The following is a 22,352-nucleotide window of genomic DNA, read 5'->3' on the forward strand; positions in this document are numbered from 1 at the left end:
AAAAATAGAGTCACTTCGAAAGACTCAGTCGCTTCAAAGTTTTTTATTAAACAACTTCTTACAGGTCATGTCAAAACCTGTCTAGGATTAATGTTCACCATGATACTTGTGGGCTGTTCAGATGACGTAGGTAAAGTTAGCCTAGGGCTATTTACCACAAAAGATGTGGTCATTAATGCTAAGCAAGACCCGATTGTAACCGGGGTAACATGTCATATTAGCCATGTTGAAGCAGATTTAGACTTCTCTGATCCATCAGATATGAGTATTGCTTGTCGACAAACCGGTGAAATATCTGCGCAAGCTTTAGCAAAAATTGATCGCTCAAAAAATGGTGAAGTAGTCTTTAAAGAGTCAAAAAGCATTTTATTTAAAAGCTTAAAAGTCAGACGCATTTATGATGCTGAAAATAAAACCCTCATTTACCTGTCTTATTCAACAAAGGAATCGTCTGGTAGTCATCACCATTCATTATCAACAGTGCCTTTATACAAGACCAAAGCTTGGCAATGGGCATTGGCTCAAGATGTGAAAAGCTAGGTGTTTAAAGCATTTAACTGATGAAAGTTAAGCATTAACCTGTGGGTTATAACCGATATTAGCTTTTGGTTTTATTTGTGGCGTTATTAACTTTATAACTTATAAAATCAAAGATTTAAAAAGTAGTAGGAATTATGTTAGCAAAACTGTTTAGTCCAAAAGAAATTATTGACCAAAACACCCAGAATTGGATATTTGATACCTTTGCATGGGCCATTGAAAATTTTGAAATTAATGTCCTTAAAAATGAAGCCCGTTTAATACTACCTACCAATGAGTTTTATCCTGGTAGTGTTAACAGTATTGATGAAATGGCTCAAGCGATGTTTATCAATACCAAAAACTATGCAGGTATGCAAAAGTGGCCAGTAGAAATTTCATCTTCAACACCGGCATCAAATACTGCCATTGAAGAGCTAAATTTAGGGCCGATTGTGCGTGGTGAACATGCTGAGGTTGCTATAAGCACCGGTAATAAAGCCTTAGTATTGGGCTATACGCCAAACCAAGTGAATCAACCACAAGACTTAATTGCCGGTATCAGCCAAGCCTTAGCTACTATTTTAGTGACTTCAAACAAGGTTATGCCGCCAGGCGGTGAAGAATATTTACCACAAGCGATAGACCTTGTAGCTTGCTTTATGGGCTTTGGTGTTATTTTTGCCAATACAGCCTATCAATTTAAAGGCGGTTGCGGTGCTTGTAATAATGCCAGTTTAAATCGTCAAGCGGCATTAACCGAACCTGAAACTTTATATGCCCTAGCACTTTTTTGCGTGTTAAAAAAAGAGCCAATGAAAAATGTTAAAGGCCATTTAAAGTCACATTTGAAAAAAGATTTCGTTAACGCTTATAAAAGCATCGAGCAATCGCTTTCAAGCACGACACAGCCAGCATTATTAGCCTTGGTAAGTGAATAGTTCACCACAAATAAAAAACTAAAAAAGTGTAATGTTTTTGCTCCACACCGCAACTGTTTTGTAGGTCGGACTTTAGTCCGTCAATCGTTTAGCGAGTGATTACGTAGCGTTAGGCGATTGTTTTGTAGATCGGACTTTAGTCCGTCAACCGTTTAGCGAGTGATTATGTAGCGTTAGGTGATTTTTTGTAGGTCGGACTTCAGTCCGTCAACCGTTTAGCGAGTGATTAAGGCGATGGGGCAAAAGAGATCCGTCGGTTCTTTGTAAATCGGACTTCAGTCCGTCAACTGTTTAGCGAGCAATTAACGCGATGGGGCAAAAGAGATTTGCAGCGGCTCTTATCTTTATCGGTCAGCATTTATGCAAAAGACGGTTAAATTTCATTTAACTTGATGGACTAAAGTCCAACCTACATCGGGCCTACGGGTGATTATTTCATGTTTGGTGATAATTTAACGTTGGGCGATTGTTTTGTAGGTCGGACTTTAGTCCGTCAATTGTTTAGCGAGTGATTAAGGCGATGGGGCAAAAGACATTTGTAGCAGTTTTTATCTTTATCGGTCAGCATTTATGCTAAAGACGGTTAAATTTCATTTAACTTGATGGACTAAAGTCCAACCTACATCGGGCCTACGGGTGATAATGTCATGTTAGGCAATTGTTTTGTAGGTCGGACTTTAGTCTGTCAACTGTTTAGCGAGTGATTAAGGCGATGGGGTAAAAGACATTTGTAGCGAGGTCTGATTTTTGTCATTTAGCATTTATGCCAAAGGCGGTTAAATTTCATTTAACTTGATGGACTAAAGTCCAACCTACATCGGGCTTATGGGTGATTACGTCATGTGGGTGATAATTTAATGTGGGTGATTTTTTTGTAGGTCGGACTTCAGTCCGTCAACTGCTTAGTGAGTGATTAAGGCGATGGGGCAAAAGAGATTTGCAGCGGCTCTTATCTTTATCGGTCAGCATTTACGCCAAAGACGGTTAAATTTCATTTAACTTGATGGACTAAAGTCCAACCTACATAAGGCCTACGGGTGATAATGTCATGTGGGCGCTTTTTTTGTAGATCGGACTTCAGTCCGTCAACCGTTTAGCGAGTGATTAATGCGATGGGGCAAAAGATATCTGTCGGTTCTTTGTAAATCGGACTTTACGCCAAAGACGGTTAAATTTCATTTAACTTGATGGACTAAAGTCCAACCTACATCGGGCCTACGGGTGATAATGTCATGTTTGGTGATTGTTTTGTAGGTCGGACTTCAGTCCGTCAACTGTTTAGCGAGTAATTAAGGCGCTGGGGTAAAAGATATTTGCAGCGGCTCTTATCTTTATCGGTCAGCATTTATGCTAAAGACGGTTAAATTTCATTTAACTTGATGGACTAAAGTCCAACCTACATAGGGCCTATGGGTGATAATTTCATGTTTGGTGATTGTTTTGTAGGTCGGACTTTAGTCCGTCAATCGTTTAGCGAGCAATTAAGGCGATGGGGTAAAAGATATTTGCAGCGGCTCTTATCTTTATCGGTCAGTATTTACGCCAAAGACGGTTAAATTTCATTTAACTTGATGGACTAAAGTCCAACCTACATCGGGCCTACGGGTGATTACGTCATGTGGGCGATTGTTTTGTAGGTCGGACTTTAGTCCGTCAATTGTTTAGCGAGTGATTACGTAGCGTTGAATTTTTTTTGATCCTTTGTAGGTCGGACTTTAGTCCGTCAATCGTTTAGCGAGCAATTATGTAGCGTTGGCCATTGTTTTTTTGGTCCAACTATAGTCTGTTAACGTTTAAGCGGGCGATTTTCAACTAGCGTGGTTATATACTTATTCATTTGCCCTTGTTTACCTGTTAATATAGCTTTTTTGTTATCTGTTTTGAGTCTGTCTTGTCTACTGCAACCCCCGCAAATTCCACTGCTACTAAAAAAGTTAATAAAAACGTCACCGTAAAATCACTTTTCAACCTTTTAGAGCAGGTTAAATTATCTGATAAAGCGCGTATTAAAAAACGCTTATTGGCTGTTAAAAATATTACCGACCCGGTTAAGCAAGAAAAAAGCTTACAGCAAATAGCGCTATTGATTGAACAATCGATAGAAAATAAACAACTTCGTCTCGCTAATGTCCCTAAATTTAGTTACCCGGAAGGTTTGCCGGTTTCACAAAATGTTGATGTTATTGCTAAAGCTATTGATGAAAATCAAGTGGTTATCATTGCTGGCGAAACTGGCTCAGGTAAAACTACTCAAATTCCGAAGATATGTTTACAGCTTGGCCGTGGTATTGACGGTATTATTGGTCACACTCAACCCCGGCGTATCGCTGCCAGAACGGTAGCAAACCGTATTGCAGACGAACTCAACACCAAGTTAGGTGACGCCGTTGGCTATAAAGTTCGCTTTAATGACCAAGTGGGCAAGCAAAGTTATATCAAGTTAATGACTGACGGTATTTTGTTGGCAGAGATGCAAAAAGATCGTCTGTTACGCCAATACGACACACTAATCATTGATGAGGCGCATGAGCGTAGTTTAAACATTGATTTTATTCTGGGTTATTTACGCCAAATTCTGCCTAAACGTCCTGATTTAAAAATTATTATTACTTCAGCCACCATTGACCCTGAAAAGTTTGCCCAACATTTTGCCAGTGCTGCCGGCGTTCCTGCGCCCATTATTGAAGTATCGGGTCGAACTTTTCCAGTTGAGATGCGTTATCGGCCACTGAACAAGGCAAGTGATGACAGCAATGATGATGGCGATATTATTTCAGGCATTCTTCATGCGGTTGATGAATTAGGCGCTGATGATAGTGGTGATATATTAGTGTTTCTCAACGGTGAACGAGAAATTCGCGATACCGCACGGTCATTAGAAAAAGCAAACTTACGCCACACTAATGTGTTGCCGCTATATTCTCGTTTAACGGTTGCTGAACAAAATTTAATATTTAAACCTCATAGTGGCCGTAATATAGTGTTAGCCACCAACGTCGCTGAAACAAGTTTAACTGTGCCCGGCATTAAATATGTTATTGACCCAGGCACCGCCAGAATTTCTCGCTATAGTTACCGCACCAAAGTGCAACGTTTGCCGATAGAGGCTATTTCTCAAGCCAGTGCTAATCAGCGTGCTGGTCGTTGTGGCCGTGTATCATCAGGGGTTTGTATTCGTCTTTATTCAGAAGAAGACTTTTTAAATCGCACCGAATTTACCGACCCTGAAATACTTCGCACCAACTTAGCTACTGTTATATTGCAAATGTTGGCCTTAGATCTCGGCGAGATTGCTGACTTTCCGTTTGTTCAACCACCGGATAACCGCAACATTACTGACGGGGTAAAATTATTAGAAGAGCTGGCCGCGATAGACGCAAAGGCGAATAAAGTCACTTTAACGCCAATAGGGCGCGCTTTATCAAAATTTCCTATTGATCCACGTTTAGCTAAAATGATTTTAACCGCGGCAGACTTAGGCTGTATTGAACAAATATTTATTATTGTCAGTGCCTTAAGTATTCAAGACCCACGTGAACGTCCACACGAAAAGCAACAAGCAGCAGATGAAAAACATAGCCGTTTTAAAAACAAACAGTCTGATTTTGTTGGTTTATTAAAATTGTGGAGCTATGTTGAAGAACAACAAAAGCAATTAACCAATAATCAATTTCGTCGCATGTGTCAAAAAGAGTTTTTGTCCTATGTGCGTATTCGAGAGTGGCAAGACATCTACAGTCAGCTAACGCATTCGTTACGTGAGTTAAAAATTCCGATGAGCCGCATCGAAGTAGACTTATCGGAAGAAGCTGAAAAAAGCGCCACCAATCCCAATGTAGATATTGTGCATCAAGCCATATTGTCAGGTTTGCTCAGTCATTTAGGTCAACAAGATGAAAACCGAGAATATAACGGCGCACGCGGTAGTACCTTCTTTATTTTCCCAGGCTCTGCCCTAGCTAAAAAATCGCCCAAATGGTTAATGGCGGCAGAGCTAGTTGAAACCAGCCGTTTATTTGCCCGTATGGCCGCAAAAATTGACCCTTTGTGGATTGAACCCCTGGCTCAGCATTTAGTTAAACGCAGCTACAGTGAACCGCATTGGGAGAAAAAGCAGGGCGCTGTGATGGGGTTTGAGCAAGTGTCACTCTACGGCCTAATTATTGTTGCCAAGCGTAGTGTGCACTTTAATCAAATTGAACCGGATACCTGTCGTGAAATTTTTATTCGTGAGGCTTTAGTTAACGGTGAAAGTACGATTAAAGAGGCATTTTTAAAAGATAATCGTCAATTAGTTAATGAAATTGAAGCATTAGAGCAAAAAGCTCGACGCAGAGATTTCTTGATTGAAGAGCAGCAGTTAGTTGATTTTTATACTGAGAAATTACCAGAAAGTGCTATTTGTCAACGCAGCTTTTTAGCTTGGTGGCAACAGCAAAAAAAAGTGGATGCTAAGCTATTAAACTTTACTAAAGCCTTCTTGTTAAAAGAAAGTGCGGTTAAGTTATCCGCCACTGAATACCCTGAAACCTGGCAACAAGGTAGTTTAACTTTACCGCTGAGTTACCACTTTAACCCAGGTGATATCGACGACGGCATTAGTGTGTTGATACCGCTAGGGATATTAAATCAAGTGGAAAACACCGGTTTTGATTGGTTGATCCCCGCGTTACGGCTTGAACTTATTACGGCATTGATTCGAGCGCTACCTAAAGCATTAAGGCGCAACTTTGTGCCTGCGCCTAATTACGCCGAAGCTTGTTTAGCGGCAATAACTAATGCTGATGAAGCATTAACTACCGCCATTGAAAAACAGCTATTAAGAATGACCGGTGCCCGTTTACCTGATGGTGCTTGGCAAGGCTTAGAGCTAGTGCCACATTTATCGATGAATTTTAAAATTGTTAATGAACATGGCAAATTGATCCAACAAGGGCGCAAGCTTGACGAATTAAAAGAAGGCTTACAAGGTAAGGTGCAAGCGTCGATTAAAAAGGTCGCCGACAAAGGTATTGAACGCAGTAATATCGACCAGTGGGACTTTAAAAGCTTGCCAAAAAGCTATGAAAAGAAAGTCGCTAATATCACCATCAAAGCCTTTCCAGCTTTGGTGGATAAAAATAAGTCGGTTGCTATCGAGTTATTTGAACATGAAAGTTTAGCTGAACAAGCGATGCTTGACGGAGTCAGTCGACTTATTTTACTGAGCATTCCGTCGCCAATAAAATATTTGCAGGAAAAGTTACCCAATAAAGCTAAATTAGGACTGTATTTTAATCCCTTTGGCTCGATAAATGACTTACTGGATGATTGCATCGTTGCCGGCTGTCAATTTTTAGTTAATGAATACGGCGACTTGCCTCGTGCACAAGCAGAGTTTGAAGCTTGCAAAGAACATGTGCGTGCAGAAATTGCCGATTGTGTTTTAAGTGCGGCGATTAAAGTTGAGCGAGTATTAAGTTTGGCACATGATGTACGCAAAAAAATGAAAGGTAAAATGTCGTTAAATGTTGTGCAATCTCATGGTGATATTAAAAGCCAATTAGAGACCTTAGTGTTTAAAGGCTTTATCACTAAAGCGGGATATCAACGTTTAGATGATATAGCCCGTTATTTAAGCGCAATGTTACGACGATTAGAAAAGTTGCAAATAGATCCTAATCAAGACCGATTGAAAATGTTAGAGCTTGAAAAAGTGCAAAACGCATTAGATACAGTTATTGCTCAACAGCCTAAAGGTCAACCTTTAAGTAAAGAATTAGTGCAAGGTTATTGGATGATAGAAGAGTTGCGGGTATCACTTTTTGCCCAAAATTTAAAAACACCTTTTCCAATTTCAGCGAAAAGAATAGTAAACTACCTCAAAGAACATGCATAATTTTAGTACAATAATTTGACAGTTATCGTTACCATGAGTATAAATAAAAGTGTACTAACGATAAAAACGCAATGGAGTAGTGATGGCTAATTACGATGATAAACGGAACTTTTATCGCATGATGTTAAACAGTGAAGTAACCTTGACCATTATTGACGATGAGGCTAATAGCAAAATTTTAGTTACGTGTCGTGATTTAAGTGCAACAGGTATAGCGATTGAGATGGAGCACCCATTAGCAATGAATACAGCGGTGCGTATAAGTGTTCAGTCGGTCAACAATGCGGTACAACCTTTAAATGCTACCGGCAAAGTAGTGAGAGTAACGGAAGAGAGTGCAAACTGTTATCTGATTGGCGTTAATATTACTGAGATTGATTAAGTGAGTGAAGAGGGTCGCTAGAAAAATTTTAGCGACCCTCTTTAACCACTAATACCCAGTGGTTAAAGAGGGCTTTTATAACGCCGTAGTTTTATCCTACCCAGTAAAATTGCACAGGCAATTAACTCACTTGGTATTATTCAACTTCGTATTATTCACCTTCGCATTATTCACCTTGGTATTATTCAACTTCGCATTACTCAACTTGGCAGACTAAACCTTTAAGGTAGTAACCCTCAGGGTAATTTGACGACACTGGGTGATCTGCTGCTTGGTGTAACCTATCAACAAAGTAAGCATTTCTTTTCGCGTCTAATGCGCCATCAGCAACCACTTTTTGAAATAAGCTTGATTCCATTAAACCCGAGCAAGAAAAAGTTAATAAAATACCATTAGGGTTAAGTAATTGCATAGCCAACATGTTGATATCCTTGTAGCCACGACAAGCACCGGTCAGTTGAGCCTTTGATTCAACAAACTTAGGTGGGTCAAGAATAATCATATCAAAGGTACGTTTTTCTTCACGGTATTGACGCAATAATTTAAAAACATCCGCTTTAACAAATGAGATATTTTTATCACTTAATTCATTCAACTCAACGTTTTTCTTGGCTAAGTCTAAGGCTGACTCAGAAACATCAACATTAATAACTTCTTTAGCGCCGCCGGCGGCACAATGCAGGGCAAAGGTGCCGGTATAAGAAAAACAGTTTAATACACTCTTGTCACGGGCATACTTACCTGCGGCAAGACGAGATTCACGTTGATCTAAATAAAAACCAGTTTTATGGCCTTTAGCTACATCAACGTGAATTTTAATACCGTACTCTTCAATAATACACTCTGTTGACGCTTGTGGTTCAGTTAACCAACCCGTTACCGGTTCTAAACCTTCTTTTTTGCGGACATCAACATCTGAACGCTCATAAATATGACAACCCGGATAAAGCTCTTTAAGGCATTCAACTAAGGTATAGCGGTGCAAGTCTGCTCCGGCGCTAAGTAGTTGGCAAACAATTAAGTTGTCGTATTTATCTATAGTGATACCGGGTAGGCCGTCAGACTCGCCAGCAATAAGTCGATAACCAGTTAAACCGTCTCTTTCGATAAACCAGTCACGTCTTTTTTGTGCGCTTAACAATTTATTACGAAAAAAACTGCTGTCAATTTCTTCATCAATATCAAAACTCCAAACTCGAATTCTAATTTGAGATTCTGGAGAATATGCGCCTTTAGCTAGCCAGTTGCCTTTGTTGTCAAAGACATCAACCGTGTCACCAAGTAAAGGGTTACCTTTGATTTTGTTAATTGCCTGAGAAAAAATCCAAGGATGTTTTCGGCGTAATGATTTCTCACGAGCAACTTTTAAATAAATTCTTGCTGACATAGGCCTATACTTGTAATTACAATAATAATGGCGCGAGTGTAGTCAATGCATGGCAAGGGTGCAATGGTCTATTTTAACTATTTTTCATTTCAAAAATTTGATGGGAATGAAAGTCAGAAATAACAATAATACCAGTTCCATTAAGTTTGTGATCTTGTTGTGCGCAGGAAAAATAACTCAAGGTAAGGCGCTCGATTGAGCAATAGCTGGCTATTGGGATTGAGAGCAACACAGCCTTGAGCTATTTTAACTAGTACAAGTGAGTAATAACTTAATGGGATTGGTATAACAATGGCAATAAGCTTATTTTAAGGTGAAAAATAATGGATGTAAGTTACATGGCACATGTCAGTGGCAAAGTTCAAGGCGTTTACTTTCGAGTTTCTAGTCAACAAGTTGCGATTGAGCATGGTTTAAGTGGTTACGCGCGCAATTTAACTAATGGCAATGTAGAAGTGCTGATGTGCGGTAAAGAGCAAAATATTGATAAAATGCTCAAGTGGTTAGCACAAGGCCCGCCAGAAGCAGAAGTGACGAATGTTGAGGTTAAGCAAGTAGCATTTCAAGAACATAATTTTTTTGCAGTGAGTTAAGTTGCTATTTTTATCATCGTGCGCAAATTTGTGTTTTAAAGCAAAATGAGTATTTTACTCTAAGATAAACTTTATCACGTTGGTATTTAAGGCTAAATAAGGCAGACTGGCTATTATAAATAACACTAGATAAAAGGAAATAAATTGCGTTATATAGCCATTAATGAACAACAGCAGTTAAGTCTTGATGAAATTGACAAGCCAACAATAGCTGACGATGAATGCTTGATTAAAGTTAGGGCTATTGGTGTTAATCGCGCCGACATTTTGCAAAAAAAAGGCCAGTACCCACCGCCGCCTGGTGAATCAAGCATACTGGGCCTTGAAGCTTGTGGTGAACTTGCTGCTATTGGCGGGCAACAAGCCAGTTGGAATGTTGGCGATAAGGTTTTTGCTATCGTGCCCGGCGGCGCCTACTCAGAATACGTTAAAGTTAAAACCGAGCACTTAATAAAGCTGCCTGAAAATTTAAGCTATGCCCAAGGCGCGGCAATAGCTGAAGTTTATTTAACCGCTTATCAATGTTTATTTTCTATCGCTAACTTACAGCCCAAAGCTAAGGTACTTATTCATGCCGGTGCTAGTGGTGTAGGCACGGCTGCTATTCAACTAGCTAAACAGCTTAACTGCTCGGTAACCGTTACCGTAGGTAATGAAGATAAAGTAGCAGCCTGTAAAGCGCTAGGCGCAGATGAAACGATAAATTACCACCAAACTGATTTTGTGAGTTGGGCAAAACAGCAACAGTATAGTTATGACGTTATTATTGATGTGGTTGCCGGCGAGTACGTTAATAAAAACATTAGCGTATGTGCGCTAGATGGTCATATTGTTATGTTGTCAATGCTAGGTGGCCGTTTTGCGGAAAATATTGATATTGCTAAAATGCTTGCTAAGCGAGTAAATATTCATGCCACCACGTTACGTAGCCGAAGCAATGAATATAAAACCAAGTTAATTAAAGCATTTACACAAGACTTTTATCAATGCCTTAAAGTAGGCTCAATCAGCCCAGTTATTTATCAGCAATACAGCTGGCATGAGGCAGAAAATGCCCATCAGGTGATGTTGAATAATGAAAACATAGGCAAACTAATATTAATCATAGATTAGCGTCATTAGCATTATTTTTATGTAGGTTTTATGTAGGTTTTATGTAGGTTTTATGTAGGTTTTATGTAGGTCGGACTTCAGTCCGTCAACCCTGCAGCGGGTAATTAAAGTGATTGGCCAAAAAACACCCGCAGCAGGTATTGTTTTTAACTCGCATTTATAACAAAACCAGTTAAATTTCATTTAACCTGATGGACTAAAGTCCAACCTACATTACACCGACACATGGTCTGTAGGTGGATGGCGCAGTGTTAGGCGGTTTTTTTAGGTTTTTTTAGGTTTTTTGTAGGTTTTTGTAGGTCGGACTTTAGTCCGTCAACCGTTCAGCGGGTAATTAAGGCGATTGGCCAAACAACACCTGCAGCAGGTATTGTTTTTAACTCGCATTTATAACAAAACAAGTTAAATTTCATTTAACTTGATGGACTAAAGTCCAACCTACATTGCACCCACATATGGCCTGTAGGCGGATGGAGCAGCGTTAGGCGGTTTTATGTAGGTCGGACTTCAGTCCGTCAACCCTGCAGCGGGTAATTAAAGTGATTGGCCAAAAAACACCTGCAGCAGGTATTGTTTTTAACTCGCATTTATAACAAAACCAGTTAAATTTCATTTAACCTGATGGACTAAAGTCCAACCTACATTTTTAGTTAACCGCCTTAACCTACATGTTTTAATTAACTACTTTAATCAATATACTGAAAGCGCTTAAGCTGTTTGCCATCTCTTTCTATGGTTTCATCAAACATAGCCAGTGGCCTAACCCAAATCGCTCTTTCACCGTATTCAGGTTGATAAACCACCATGGTTTCTTCTGTTTCACTGTGTGTTGCTAGGTGTAGTACTTGGTAAAAATTACCTTTAAAATGTTGATAACGTCCGATTTTTAGCATGAATAATCTCATTATTTCTAGTTTGTTAGTTTTGTCGACCATTGCTGTGAAGTTTCACTGTCACTGGCTTTGGCTTCTAACCATTTACTGCCTTCACTGGTGAGTTCTTTCTTCCAAAACGGTGCTTTGGTTTTTAAAAAATCGATGAGAAACTCGCAGGCAGCAAAGGCCGCTTTTCTATGTGGACTTGTGACACCAATAAAAACAATTTGTTCACCAAGGGCTAAGTCGCCAACGCGATGAATAATTGTAACCTTATTAAGCGGCCAGTGTTCGCGCGCTTCGGCCTCTATTTGATCCAATACTTTTTCTGTCATGCCAGGGTAATGCTCTAACGATAAGCCTTGCACTCCAAGCCCTTCGTTAAAGTCTCTAACCTTACCAACAAAAGTAACTACAGCGCCGTCTTGGTTGTCATCTGCGAGTTTTTGGTACTCATCAGCAACCACAAAATCATCTTGTTGTACATTAATCATATTAGCCACCAGTCACAGGAGGGAAAAAAGCGACTTCATCACCAGTATTGACCTTATGTGACCAATCGGTGATCTGCTGATTAACGGCAACAAGTAAGCTATCAGCCGACATAACCTTAGCCCATAATTCATCGGTGCTAGCGAGTTGTTGTCGAATCAACTCTGTTGTCATATGCTCGCTTGCTGGTATTTGCAAGCTATTGGTGGATAATTGTTCGCGTAGGCGAGCAAAAAACAAAACTTTTATCATGATTAGCTCCTTTATTTAGTCGCAGGATTATGAAGATAGCTACCTGATTTCCCACCTTGTTTTTCACACAAATGGATATTGGTAATAATCATGTCTTTTTGTACCGCTTTACACATATCGTAAATCGTTAGAGCGGCGGTTGAAGCGGCGGTTAATGCTTCCATTTCTACCCCTGTTTTACCTGAAAGCTTACAAAGTGCAGTAATTTTTACCCGGTTTTGCTTTGGCTCAGCGATTATGTCGACTTCTATTTTTGTCAGCATAAGTGGGTGACAAAGCGGAATAAGTTCACTGGTTTTTTTTGCTGCCATAATGCCAGCAATTCTGGCGGTCGCAAATACATCACCTTTATGATGTTTTCCTTCAACAATCATCGCAAGGGTTTGCGCAGACATTTCAATATAGGCTTGAGCAATGGCCGTGCGTTCAGTAACAACTTTTTCAGTTACATCAACCATATGGGCATCGCCATTAGCATTAATATGAGTAAATTCGTCGCTCATCAAAAAATATTCTCTTAATTATTAGCTATTCAGCTTTATGTAAATTTACCGTTTATAGTACCTTATTTGAAGGTTTTTTTAGTGATTATTTAATGATTTTTATTGAGAAGGTTACTGTGGGTTTTATTATGTGGCAATCAATGAAATATTAGGCTTTAACAGAAGAGTAGGTTGTATATGCTCAACATTTTTCCATTTAATACTTGTTGTAGATGTTTGTTTACTCATAATGTTTGTTGCTTGCTTGGTGGTTGACGGACTGAAGTCCGACCTACACAAGATTATAGTGATATTTGCTGTGGGTGTTTGTTTGCTCATTATTTTTGTTGCTTGCTGCTTGACGGACTGAAGTCCGACCTACACAAGATTATAGTGATATTTGCTGTCGGTGTTTGTTTGCTCATAATGTTTTTGCTTGGTGGTTGACGGACTGAAGTCCGACCTACACAAGATTATAGTGATATTTGCTGTGGGTGTTTGTTTGCTCATTATGTTTGTTGCTTGCTTGGTGGTTGACGGACTGAAGTCCGACCTACAAAAGATTATAGTGGTATTTGCTGTGGGTGTTTGTTTACTCATAATGTTTGTTGCTTGCTTGGTGGTTGACGGACTGAAGTCCGGCCTACACAAGATTATAGTGGTATTTGCTGTGGGTGTTTGTTTGCTCATTATGTTTTTTGTTTGTTGCTTGCTTGGTGGTTGACGGACTGAGGTTTGACCTACACAAGATTATAGTGGTATTTGCTGTCAGTGTTTGTTTGCTCATTATGTTTTTTGCTTGTTTGGTGGTTGACGGGCTGAAGTTTGACCTACACAAGATTATAGTGATATTTGCTGTGGGTGTTTGTTTACTCATTATGTTTTTTCGTGTTTGGTGGTTGACGGACTGAAGTCCGACCTACACAAGATTATAGTGGTATTTGCTGTGGGTGTTTGTTTAATCATTACTTTTGTTGTTTGTTTAGCGGTTGACGGACTGAAGTCCGACCTACAAAAGATTATAGTGATATTTGCTTGGTGCTTGGTGACGGGCTGAATTTTGACCTACACAGGATTATAGTGATAATTGTTTGCTGCTTGGTGACGGGCTGGCGTTTTGCTTACAAAAAAATTAAAGTTACTTTGGCTAAAGGACTGATTTTATGTTTAATTTTTTAAAAGTTGGATTTTAATAAATTGAGGATATTGTTAATAAATAGAACAGAATGTTTATATGTGTAACAATTCGTGTCTAAGTGTTGTAAAATACATTGAATAAAATTAATGATTTACTTGGCTGTTAATGTTGGTTTGTGTACAATCCGTTTCGATATGTGTTCCTTGTCAAATCCGCGTATTTTTTTGTTTTTTTAACTGACTCTTTCAATGTTTATCGATTGTTGTTGTTGTTGTTGTTGTTAAACGGATTTTTTAATGAATATGATATTTAAATTGCCTAGACCAATAAAACGCTTAATAAGTGTCTTCATTGACTCGTTTTTTATTGTGTCGTCATTTTGGTTTGCATTATTTTTACGTTTTGAAAACGGCATTGATATATACAATGCTAGCTACTGGACAGTAATTGCTTGGGTTATACCTTTTGCAATAATGATAAACATTTCTTTAGGCTTGTACCGAGCAGTTATTCGGTATTTAAGCTCAACGGCCATTACTGCCGTATGCCTAAGCGTAGTAACATCAACTATTGTACTCGCACTTTCTGCCTTGTTTTTTGAAGCCAACATTCCGCGTTCCACGCCTATTATTTTCGGCTCTTTTTTACTTATTTTAATTGGTGGTAGCCGCCTGATGGTCCGCAGCTGGGCTAGTAGACTTTCGAAGAACAACAAAATCAATGTCTTAGTTTACGGTGCTGGTACCGAGGGCATTCAATTAGTCAATTCGTTAATAAAGTGCTCTCAGTATTTGCCAAAATTTTTTATTGACGACAATAAAAAACTAAAAGGGCTTATTATCAATAATATGCGGGTATATCAGCCTAGCGATATTGAGCGTTTAATTGTTAAATATGACATTAAGCGTATTTTGCTAGCGCTACCCAGTAACAGCAGAAGTAATCGTGCTCGGATATTAAATTCACTTGCCCACATCAAAGTTGAAATATTAGCAATGCCTGTTATGTCTGACCTAGTGTCAGGTAAAATTAAGATTGACGACTTTGTTGAGGTGAATATTGAAGACTTGCTCGGCCGCGACACTGTGCCGGCAAAGGCCAGTTTACTCAATGCCAACATTAAAAACAAAGTGGTTATGGTAACCGGTGCCGGTGGCTCTATTGGTGCTGAGTTATGCCGACAAATAATACTGCAAGCACCGACCAAATTAATATTGTTTGAAGCCAGTGAAGCTAATTTATACTTGATTCACAAAGAGCTTGAAAATTACATCTTTAATAATAACCTGACCGTTGAGCTATTTCCTATTTTAGGTAGGGTTCAGAACAAGCTTGTCAGCGAAAAAGTCTTGAAAAATTTTAAAGTGCAAACCGTTTATCATGCAGCCGCGCATAAACATGTGCCTATGGTTGAAGGTAACGTTGTTGAAGGGGTTAACAATAATGTTTTTGGCACCCTGCATTTAGCACAAGCAGCAATAGCTGCAGACGTTGACACTTTTGTTTTAATATCTACTGACAAAGCCGTGCGGCCAACCAATGTTATGGGGGCAACAAAGCGCATGGCTGAGTTATGTTTACAAGCCTTAGCTAATAACAATCATCACACACGTTTTTGTATGGTGCGCTTTGGTAATGTACTGGGTAGTTCTGGTTCAGTTATTCCTTTGTTTAAAAGTCAAATCAAACAAGGTGGTCCTATCACACTAACCCATAAAGACATTACACGTTATTTTATGACCATACCTGAAGCCGCGCAACTTGTTATACAAGCCGGGGCAATGGGTAAAGGCGGTGACGTATTTGTTTTAGACATGGGTAAGTCAGTTAAAATTTATGACCTAGCAACAAAGTTGATCAACTTATCAGGCCTGCAGTTAATCAACAAAAAGAACCCTTATGGTGATATAGCGATTATAGAAACGGGGCTCCGTCCAGGAGAAAAATTGTATGAAGAATTACTTATTGGTGACGACGTAGGTAAAACTGAGCATGAACGCATTATGAGCGCGCATGAAGTGTTTTTACCTTGGTCTGAGTTAAATGTTGTACTTGAAAAACTACAACTGGCTTGTATTAATTTCGACCAACACAGCATCAGAGATATTTTATTAAATGCGCCAACAGGTTTTGCGCCCAGTGATGGCATTTGCGATTATCTTTATCATCAAACGCAACAGAGTAAAGCCAGGCTAAAACAAGTAAGTTAAAAGCTAAGCAACCCATTAATGTAATAGACATTTTTTGTAGGTCGGATTTCAATCCGTTAACCGTTAAGCGCAAGATTAACGCAATGGGCCACAAAAAAACAGTTAAATGCAAAACAAGTAAACTAATACCCATAGCGTTTTTTGACCTAAGGTATTAAAAATATAATTAACAGCACCGCGGGTTTAGTGAGTAATGGCAAGGATGAAGTATGTCAAATAACAACAAATGTCATTGGTTTTTATTAACCAGTAAATCACGCGAAGAACAGCGCGCTTTTGACAACTTAACAAACCAAGGACTTGATGTTTTTTTACCTAAAGTAGCAAAGATAAAAAAAAGACAAGGAGTTAAGTCATTAGCGTTAGAGCCCTTATTTCCTAATTACTTATTTATCTACCTTGATCAAAGCGAAGCAAATTTTAATGCTATTCGCTCTACTCGGGGTGTTGGACACTTTGTGCGCTTTGGTTTAAACCTTGCGACACTCAGTGAGAGTTTAATACAGCAAATAAAACAGAATATAGCCGGTAACGACAATAAATCATTAGACGACTTACTAAGTTACCAGCAGGGTGAAACCGTACAAGTAACCCAAGGGCCATTTAAAGGCCTAGAAGCAATATATAAAACAAAAGATGGCCTAGAGCGATGTATTCTATTAATTAAAATGCTCGGCCAAGAAAACGAAGTGATAATAGAAAACCAAGCGATAGAAAAAATAGCTTAACAGGCTTAACTAATTTAGTAAGGCGTTAGCCGCAGTTAAGGGCCACAGATAAGGGCTCAAGCGCCAGCGCTTATTTATTAAAGCACTGTATAGAGCTAATAGCACTTTGATTAAGTAAGTGTACATAAAGCGTCAAGAACAGGTTTTTATTGCTCCAGAGCAAAAGTAAGTAGCTAGATTGATGTAGAAAAGGCACTTGATTGTCACAGCATAAATAAATCTGTGTACGTCGATGTAAGCCAGTAAAGTAATGCATGTGTCATATTTTGCGGAATAAAGTGTTGCCGAATCAAGTGTTGCGCAATAAAGTGTTGCGCAACAAGGCGTCGAGCAATAGCTAGCCTTTGTGATTGAAAGTATCACAGATATTGGATGTATAGATCACCTAACAATGATCAATTATTTATTCCAATAACAATAACAATAACGACAACTAAAAACTGATTTAAAATGCCTATTGGAGCCAAACCAAAGGGCGGAAGCGTGCCTAAACAAGCCTGATAAAATTACGGACACTGACTTTTTTCTGGTTAAACTTAAGCTTCAAGCTAAGTAGCGAAAAAAATGACACAATAGTCGGCAGTGCAACCGTTAACACAAGCAATAGTACAAACAATACAAACGTAACCCCTAACAAAGTACTTAAAATATGTTCGATAAAATACTGATAGTGTGCATCGGCAATATATGCCGCAGCCCCAGCGCTGAAAGAATATTACAACAACTGATGCCAGACAAAGACATAACCTCTGCAGGTATAGGCGCATTAGTTGATCACGAAATTGAAAAAAATGCTGCACAGCTGTTAGCCAGCCATAACTACAACAGCGATAATCACAAAGCTAGGCAAGTAAGCACCGACATAATCAACCAAGCTGAACTGATTTTAGTGATGGAAAAAAAACACCAACAAGTGCTAATGCAACAATACCCATCAGCATCGGGCAAAGTTATGCTGTTAGGTAAATGGCATGGTGATGAAGAAATACCAGACCCATACCGCAAAAGCCTAACAGCCTTTGAACACGCATTTACCCAAATAGAAAAAAACTGCCAAGCCTGGACCAAAAAATTAAAGTAACGTCTCAGCAAACCACGCAGGTTTTTGCAGGCCGGTTGCAGGCCCTTTGTAGGTCGGACTTCAGTCCGTCAACCGCCCAGCAAGCTACCAAAGCAATGGGCAACAAACAAAAACAGTTAAATTACATTTAACCTGATGGACTAAAGTCCAACTTACATCGGGCATACGTCAACCGCCCAAACGCAATGGGCATTCTTTTGTAGGTCGGACTTTAGTCCGTCAACCGCCCAGCGAACTATTACGCAATAGGTGAAAAACACCTGCAGCAGGGCATTCTTTTGTAGGTCGGACTTTAGTCCATCAACCACCCAGCGAGCTACCAACGCGATGGGCATTTTTTGTAGGTCGGACTTCAGTCCGTCAACCGCCCAGCGAACTATTACGCAATAGGTGAAAAAACACCTGCAGCAGGGCATTTTTTGTAGGTCGGACTTCAGTCCGTCAACCGCTCAGCGAGCTATTACGCAATAGGTTAACAAACACCTGTAGTAAGTATTATTTTTGTAGAACATGATTTATAACAAAAACAGTTAAATTACATTTAACCTGATGGACTAAAGTCCAACCTACATCGAACATACACAAAACCAACACAAAACATACACAGAACCAACACAGAACCAACACAAAACAAACAACTAGCTGTAACAAACCACAAAAAACAGTATAATCAGAATCGTCATATATAAACCAAGTAACTCTCACCTACACAGTGATCAAGTTTCTAACTTATAATCCCCACAGCAATAAAATAAAACTATAAATAAAAAATTATGAATAAAATCAATACTAAATTACTTACTATCGTTTTACTTGCCACCTTAACTTCTGCTTGTACCTTAGTCCCTGGTGGCCATCTAAATAACGCCGAACTAGCCGACAATGAAGAAGCGTTTGATATTTCTCCGCTGGTTAACGCTAAATTCATTACCCCTAAAGTATTAGCCGAGCTTAAAGCCGCAGAACCAGTGGCAAAAGTTAACAACGAGCTTAGCGCGCAAGTAAGTGATTATAACTACATTATAGGTAAGGGCGATGTACTGAGTATTACCGTATGGGACCACCCCGAACTTACCATACCCGCAGGCCAGTTTCGTAGCGCCGGCGAGTCAGGTAACGTAGTGCATTCAGACGGCACCTTGTTCTACCCTTATATAGGCAAAGTACAAGTAGATGGCTTAAAAGTAACCACAGTACGTGACCTTATCACCAAACGCTTAAGCCGCTACATTGAAAACCCACAAATTGATGTCGCCGTTGCTGCGTTTCGCTCAAAGCGCACATTTATTACCGGTGAAGTTAAACAACCCGCCATTTTACCCATTACCAACGTTCCCATGACATTACTAGATGCCCTAAACGCCACCGGTGGTTTAGGGCCGCTAGCAGACTGGCGCTCGGTTTCACTGACCCGTGAAACTACAAAAGGCACAACCAAAGAGCGCCTAGACTTACACGCACTTTATCAAAAAGGTGATATGAGCCAAAACCGCTTATTAAAGCACAACGACATTATTCACGTACCCCGTAACGACGCCTTAAAAGTATTTGTGATGGGTGATGTAGCAAAAGCCTCAACACAACGCTTAGACCGCAGCGGTTTAACTTTAGCCGAAGCGTTAAACAACACCGGCGGTATTAACGAATCAACCAGCAACGCCAGCGGTATTTTTGTACTGCGGGCCTCAACAACAGCCAACAAGTTAGTTGACGTATTTCAGCTAGACGCAGCAAATGGCGCGATGTTAATTCTAAGCACCCAATTTGCACTACAACCACTTGATATTGTCTACGTAACATCAGCACCCATTGCCCGTTGGAATCGCGTAATGACGCAACTATTACCGACATTTACCAGTATCCGCTATCTAAGCGATTTACGTAGAGACGTAATCCAATAAGCAAAACAACACACCAACAGCTGCTGGCGAGTGACACCTATTTCAGTCACTCATAACTATCATATATCTCTGAGTTTAAAATGACCGAACAAACGATAAAAACTAATAAACAAAAAGTTCGTGTAAACGACGATAACGCCGCACAAGAAATAGACCTAACGCGTTTATTTGGCTTACTGTTAGATAAAAAATGGTTAATCGTTGTGGTTACTACAGCCTTCACTCTTATCGGTATTGGCTACGCCTTATTAGCCACGCCAATATACAAAGCCGACGCGCTAATTCAAATTGAAGAGTCATCAGGCGGTTTACCCGGCGTAGCCGATTTAGAATCAATGTTAGGTGGCGGTGAGCAAAACCCTGAAACCGAAATGGCATTGTTAAAGTCACGCAAAGTATTAAGCTACGCGGTAGACAAGTTAAACCTAGAAGTTACCGTAACGCCTAAACACTTAGGCAGCTTGGGAGGATACTATGCCCGCCACCATACTAATAACACCAAGTTTAACACCCCCGTTATCGCTAGTTTATTCGATAATAGTTATGCCTGGGGCGGTGAAAAAATTAAAGTTGCTAACTTTACAGTAGCACCGCAGTATTTAAACAATACCTTTGAGTTAGTAAACTCAGGTAATAACAACTACACGCTTTATTTAGACCAACAACAAATATTAACTGGACAAGTAAACCAGTTAGCCAAAACAAAAAATAACGATATTGAACTACTAATTACCAGCTTAAAGTCAGCAACCGGTACCGGTTTTTTACTTAAACGCGATTACCGTGAAGATGTTATTGCCGATTTACAAAAAACATTATCAGTGTCAGGCCAAGGTAAAGACACCGGTATTTTAAACGCCACATTTGAAGGCGCGAACAAGCAACTAGTGCAAAACACCTTAGCAGTGATTACCCAAGGATTTTTACTGCAAAACGTACAACGTATGTCAGCAGAGCTGCAAAACTCTATTGATTTTTTAGAAAAAGAATTACCAAAAATAAAAGGCGATTTAGACGCCGCCGAAGTTGCTTTAAATCAATACCGCTTAGCAAACGAGTCAGTAGATTTATCGTTAGAAACACAATCAATTTTAGAACAAGTGGTGGCGCTAGAAACCCGTATCCACGACTTATCGTTTAAAGAAGCTGAAATTGCCCAACGCTTTACCAAAGAACACCCCAGTTACGTCTCGCTGATTAAAAAGAAGCAAGAACTACTTAATCAAAAGCAACAGCTAACCGTGTCAGTTAAAAACCTACCCGAAACTCAACAGCAAGTACTACGCCTGGCGCGCGATGTTGAAGTTAATCAACAAATATATATTGCTTTACTTAATACTAAGCAAGAACTTAGAGTGGCACGTGCCGGTACGGTAGGTAATATTCATATTGTTGACACCGCTGTAGTTGGCCGTGCGCCTATTAAACCTAAAAAAGCGTTAATTGTGGTTATGTCCACCTTACTAGGTGGTATGTTCTCAGTAGCCTTTGTATTAGTTAGAGCGGCGCTTAATCGCGGCGTAACTAATCCACAAGACTTTGAAGATGTGGGTTTAACGGTATATGCGACCATTCCAGATTGTGAAACGCAAAATAAATTTGTAAGAAAGTTAAAACTTAAAAGCCAAATAAAGAAAAAGTCGGGCCGTAAAAAGAAAATAAGCCAAGAAGTCTTAGTAGCGCAAGAAAACCCAAGCGACCTAGCAGTAGAAGCAATACGTAGCCTGCGCACATCACTACACTTTGCTATGCTGGAAGCAAAAAACAATATTATTATGATCACCAGTGCCAGCCCAGGCGTAGGCAAATCATTTGTCTCATCAAATTTAGCCACGGTACTTGCACAAGCAGGAAAGAAAGTATTACTGGTTGATGCCGATATGCGCAAAGGCTATTTGCACAAAATGTTTACTAAAAAATCTGACAACGGCCTGTCTGAATACTTAGTAGGTAACATTGAATTAGACACCGCTATCGAGCAAACAGATGTTGAAAAACTAGACTTTATCAGCCGCGGAAAAGTTCCCTCTACACCTTCAGAACTATTAATGGGTAAACGCTTTACTGATTTAATCAATACAATATCAAACGACTACGACTTAGTTATTATAGATACACCGCCAATATTAGCCGTAACCGACCCCGCCATCATTGGACATCATGTTGGCACTACATTAATGCTAGCGCGCTTTAACCAATCAAACCTAAAAGAAATTGCTGTCGCAGCAAACCGCTTCGAGTTAAATGGTATAGAAATTAAAGGTGTTATCTTTAATGCGGTAAAGAAAAAGTCTAGTAGTTATGGTTATTATAATTATGAGTACAAGTAATATATTTTAATATATATAGTTACAAGGCTGTAGTTCGATTACTGATAAAA

At 39.5% G+C, this 22,352-nt stretch carries 16 protein-coding genes; 11 read left to right on the top strand and 5 right to left on the bottom strand.

Translation table 11 applies throughout. The annotated features are described in order from the left end of the window. The first annotated feature begins 90 nt into the window (after nucleotides 1–90). The 4 genes from ESZ39_RS06330 to ESZ39_RS06345 all read left to right on the top strand — a co-directional run bounded on the left by ESZ39_RS06330 (nucleotide 91) and on the right by ESZ39_RS06345 (nucleotide 7,720). Nucleotides 91–540, top strand: a complete 450-nt coding sequence (locus ESZ39_RS06330; RefSeq protein WP_146879067.1) for a CreA family protein — start codon at nucleotides 91–93, stop codon at nucleotides 538–540. Nucleotides 541–674: 134 nt separating this feature from the next. Beyond that, the gene (locus ESZ39_RS06335; RefSeq protein ID WP_146879068.1) at nucleotides 675–1,460 is read left to right on the top strand and encodes a hypothetical protein; all 786 of its coding nucleotides are present in this window, start codon (nucleotides 675–677) and stop codon (nucleotides 1,458–1,460) included. Between the two features lie 1,891 nt (nucleotides 1,461–3,351). Then, on the top strand, nucleotides 3,352–7,338 hold the full coding sequence (hrpA, locus tag ESZ39_RS06340; protein ID WP_146879069.1) for an ATP-dependent RNA helicase HrpA: 3,987 nt from the start codon (nucleotides 3,352–3,354) through the stop codon (nucleotides 7,336–7,338). An 82-nt stretch (nucleotides 7,339–7,420) separates the two neighbouring features. Further along, entirely contained in the window at nucleotides 7,421–7,720 is a 300-nt protein-coding gene (locus tag ESZ39_RS06345; protein WP_146879070.1) for a PilZ domain-containing protein, read from the top strand. Nucleotides 7,721–7,916: 196 nt separating this feature from the next. On the opposite strand, the gene ESZ39_RS06350 is transcribed toward ESZ39_RS06345, so the two are convergent. Next, nucleotides 7,917–9,107 carry a class I SAM-dependent methyltransferase gene (locus tag ESZ39_RS06350; RefSeq protein ID WP_146879071.1) on the bottom strand — a complete coding sequence of 397 codons (1,191 nt, stop codon included), beginning with the start codon at nucleotides 9,105–9,107 and terminating at the stop codon, nucleotides 7,917–7,919. Between the two features lie 323 nt (nucleotides 9,108–9,430). Here ESZ39_RS06350 and ESZ39_RS06355 point away from each other — a divergent pair, with 323 nt between their 5' ends. Together ESZ39_RS06355 and ESZ39_RS06360 are read left to right on the top strand one after the other, a co-directional pair. Beyond that, nucleotides 9,431–9,700 (top strand): acylphosphatase, encoded by a 270-nt coding sequence (locus ESZ39_RS06355; RefSeq protein WP_146879072.1) that lies wholly within the window; start codon nucleotides 9,431–9,433, stop codon nucleotides 9,698–9,700. Between the two features lie 144 nt (nucleotides 9,701–9,844). After that, nucleotides 9,845–10,813 (top strand): NAD(P)H-quinone oxidoreductase, encoded by a 969-nt coding sequence (locus ESZ39_RS06360; RefSeq protein ID WP_191321715.1) that lies wholly within the window; start codon nucleotides 9,845–9,847, stop codon nucleotides 10,811–10,813. 686 nt (nucleotides 10,814–11,499) lie between these two features. Here ESZ39_RS06360 and ESZ39_RS06365 read toward each other — a convergent pair. The 4 genes from ESZ39_RS06365 to moaC are packed head-to-tail and all read right to left on the bottom strand — an operon-like array spanning nucleotide 11,500 to nucleotide 12,935. Continuing rightward, the gene (locus ESZ39_RS06365) at nucleotides 11,500–11,706 is read right to left on the bottom strand and encodes a DUF1653 domain-containing protein (RefSeq protein ID WP_146879074.1); all 207 of its coding nucleotides are present in this window, start codon (nucleotides 11,704–11,706) and stop codon (nucleotides 11,500–11,502) included. 17 nt (nucleotides 11,707–11,723) lie between these two features. After that, on the bottom strand, nucleotides 11,724–12,182 hold the full coding sequence (gene moaE / locus ESZ39_RS06370) for a molybdopterin synthase catalytic subunit MoaE (protein WP_146879075.1): 459 nt from the start codon (nucleotides 12,180–12,182) through the stop codon (nucleotides 11,724–11,726). Nucleotide 12,183: 1 nt separating this feature from the next. Next, on the bottom strand, nucleotides 12,184–12,432 hold the full coding sequence (gene moaD / locus ESZ39_RS06375; RefSeq protein ID WP_146879076.1) for a molybdopterin converting factor subunit 1: 249 nt from the start codon (nucleotides 12,430–12,432) through the stop codon (nucleotides 12,184–12,186). A gap of 11 nt (nucleotides 12,433–12,443) precedes the next feature. Further along, the gene (moaC, locus tag ESZ39_RS06380; protein WP_146879077.1) at nucleotides 12,444–12,935 is read right to left on the bottom strand and encodes a cyclic pyranopterin monophosphate synthase MoaC; all 492 of its coding nucleotides are present in this window, start codon (nucleotides 12,933–12,935) and stop codon (nucleotides 12,444–12,446) included. Nucleotides 12,936–14,348: 1,413 nt separating this feature from the next. Between moaC and ESZ39_RS06385 the strand changes: the two genes are divergently transcribed. From ESZ39_RS06385 to ESZ39_RS06405, 5 genes are all read left to right on the top strand, one after another. Continuing rightward, nucleotides 14,349–16,262: a polysaccharide biosynthesis protein gene (locus ESZ39_RS06385; protein ID WP_146879078.1), complete on the top strand. Its 1,914-nt coding sequence runs from the start codon at nucleotides 14,349–14,351 to the stop codon at nucleotides 16,260–16,262. A 209-nt stretch (nucleotides 16,263–16,471) separates the two neighbouring features. Next, nucleotides 16,472–16,990: a transcription/translation regulatory transformer protein RfaH gene (gene rfaH / locus ESZ39_RS06390; RefSeq protein ID WP_146879079.1), complete on the top strand. Its 519-nt coding sequence runs from the start codon at nucleotides 16,472–16,474 to the stop codon at nucleotides 16,988–16,990. 649 nt (nucleotides 16,991–17,639) lie between these two features. Continuing rightward, entirely contained in the window at nucleotides 17,640–18,071 is a 432-nt protein-coding gene (locus tag ESZ39_RS06395) for a low molecular weight protein-tyrosine-phosphatase (protein WP_146879080.1), read from the top strand. Nucleotides 18,072–18,844: 773 nt separating this feature from the next. Then, nucleotides 18,845–19,972, top strand: coding sequence for a polysaccharide export protein (locus ESZ39_RS06400; RefSeq protein ID WP_146879081.1), 1,128 nt, complete (start codon nucleotides 18,845–18,847; stop codon nucleotides 19,970–19,972). 80 nt (nucleotides 19,973–20,052) lie between these two features. Continuing rightward, complete coding sequence (locus ESZ39_RS06405) at nucleotides 20,053–22,302, top strand: polysaccharide biosynthesis tyrosine autokinase (protein ID WP_146879082.1); 2,250 nt, start codon at nucleotides 20,053–20,055, stop codon at nucleotides 22,300–22,302. Nucleotides 22,303–22,352: the final 50 nt, after the last annotated feature.

This window comes from Colwellia sp. C1TZA3, assembly GCF_007954265.1.
In the GTDB taxonomy this organism is placed as follows: domain Bacteria; phylum Pseudomonadota; class Gammaproteobacteria; order Enterobacterales; family Alteromonadaceae; genus Cognaticolwellia.

Bases quoted from the DNA above. Each gene is read 5' to 3' on its own strand.
- ESZ39_RS06330 (WP_146879067.1), top strand. From the start codon at position 91: ATGTTCACCATGATACTTGTGGGCTGTTCAGATGACGTAGGTAAAGTT.
- ESZ39_RS06335 (WP_146879068.1), top strand. From the start codon at position 675: ATGTTAGCAAAACTGTTTAGTCCAAAAGAAATTATTGACCAAAACACC.
- ESZ39_RS06345 (WP_146879070.1), top strand. From the start codon at position 7,421: ATGGCTAATTACGATGATAAACGGAACTTTTATCGCATGATGTTAAAC.
- ESZ39_RS06350 (WP_146879071.1), bottom strand. From the start codon at position 9,107: ATGTCAGCAAGAATTTATTTAAAAGTTGCTCGTGAGAAATCATTACGC.
- ESZ39_RS06355 (WP_146879072.1), top strand. From the start codon at position 9,431: ATGGATGTAAGTTACATGGCACATGTCAGTGGCAAAGTTCAAGGCGTT.
- ESZ39_RS06365 (WP_146879074.1), bottom strand. From the start codon at position 11,706: ATGCTAAAAATCGGACGTTATCAACATTTTAAAGGTAATTTTTACCAA.
- moaE (WP_146879075.1), bottom strand. From the start codon at position 12,182: ATGATTAATGTACAACAAGATGATTTTGTGGTTGCTGATGAGTACCAA.
- moaD (WP_146879076.1), bottom strand. From the start codon at position 12,432: ATGATAAAAGTTTTGTTTTTTGCTCGCCTACGCGAACAATTATCCACC.
- moaC (WP_146879077.1), bottom strand. From the start codon at position 12,935: ATGAGCGACGAATTTACTCATATTAATGCTAATGGCGATGCCCATATG.
- ESZ39_RS06385 (WP_146879078.1), top strand. From the start codon at position 14,349: ATGAATATGATATTTAAATTGCCTAGACCAATAAAACGCTTAATAAGT.
- rfaH (WP_146879079.1), top strand. From the start codon at position 16,472: ATGTCAAATAACAACAAATGTCATTGGTTTTTATTAACCAGTAAATCA.
- ESZ39_RS06395 (WP_146879080.1), top strand. From the start codon at position 17,640: ATGTTCGATAAAATACTGATAGTGTGCATCGGCAATATATGCCGCAGC.
- ESZ39_RS06400 (WP_146879081.1), top strand. From the start codon at position 18,845: ATGAATAAAATCAATACTAAATTACTTACTATCGTTTTACTTGCCACC.
- ESZ39_RS06405 (WP_146879082.1), top strand. From the start codon at position 20,053: ATGACCGAACAAACGATAAAAACTAATAAACAAAAAGTTCGTGTAAAC.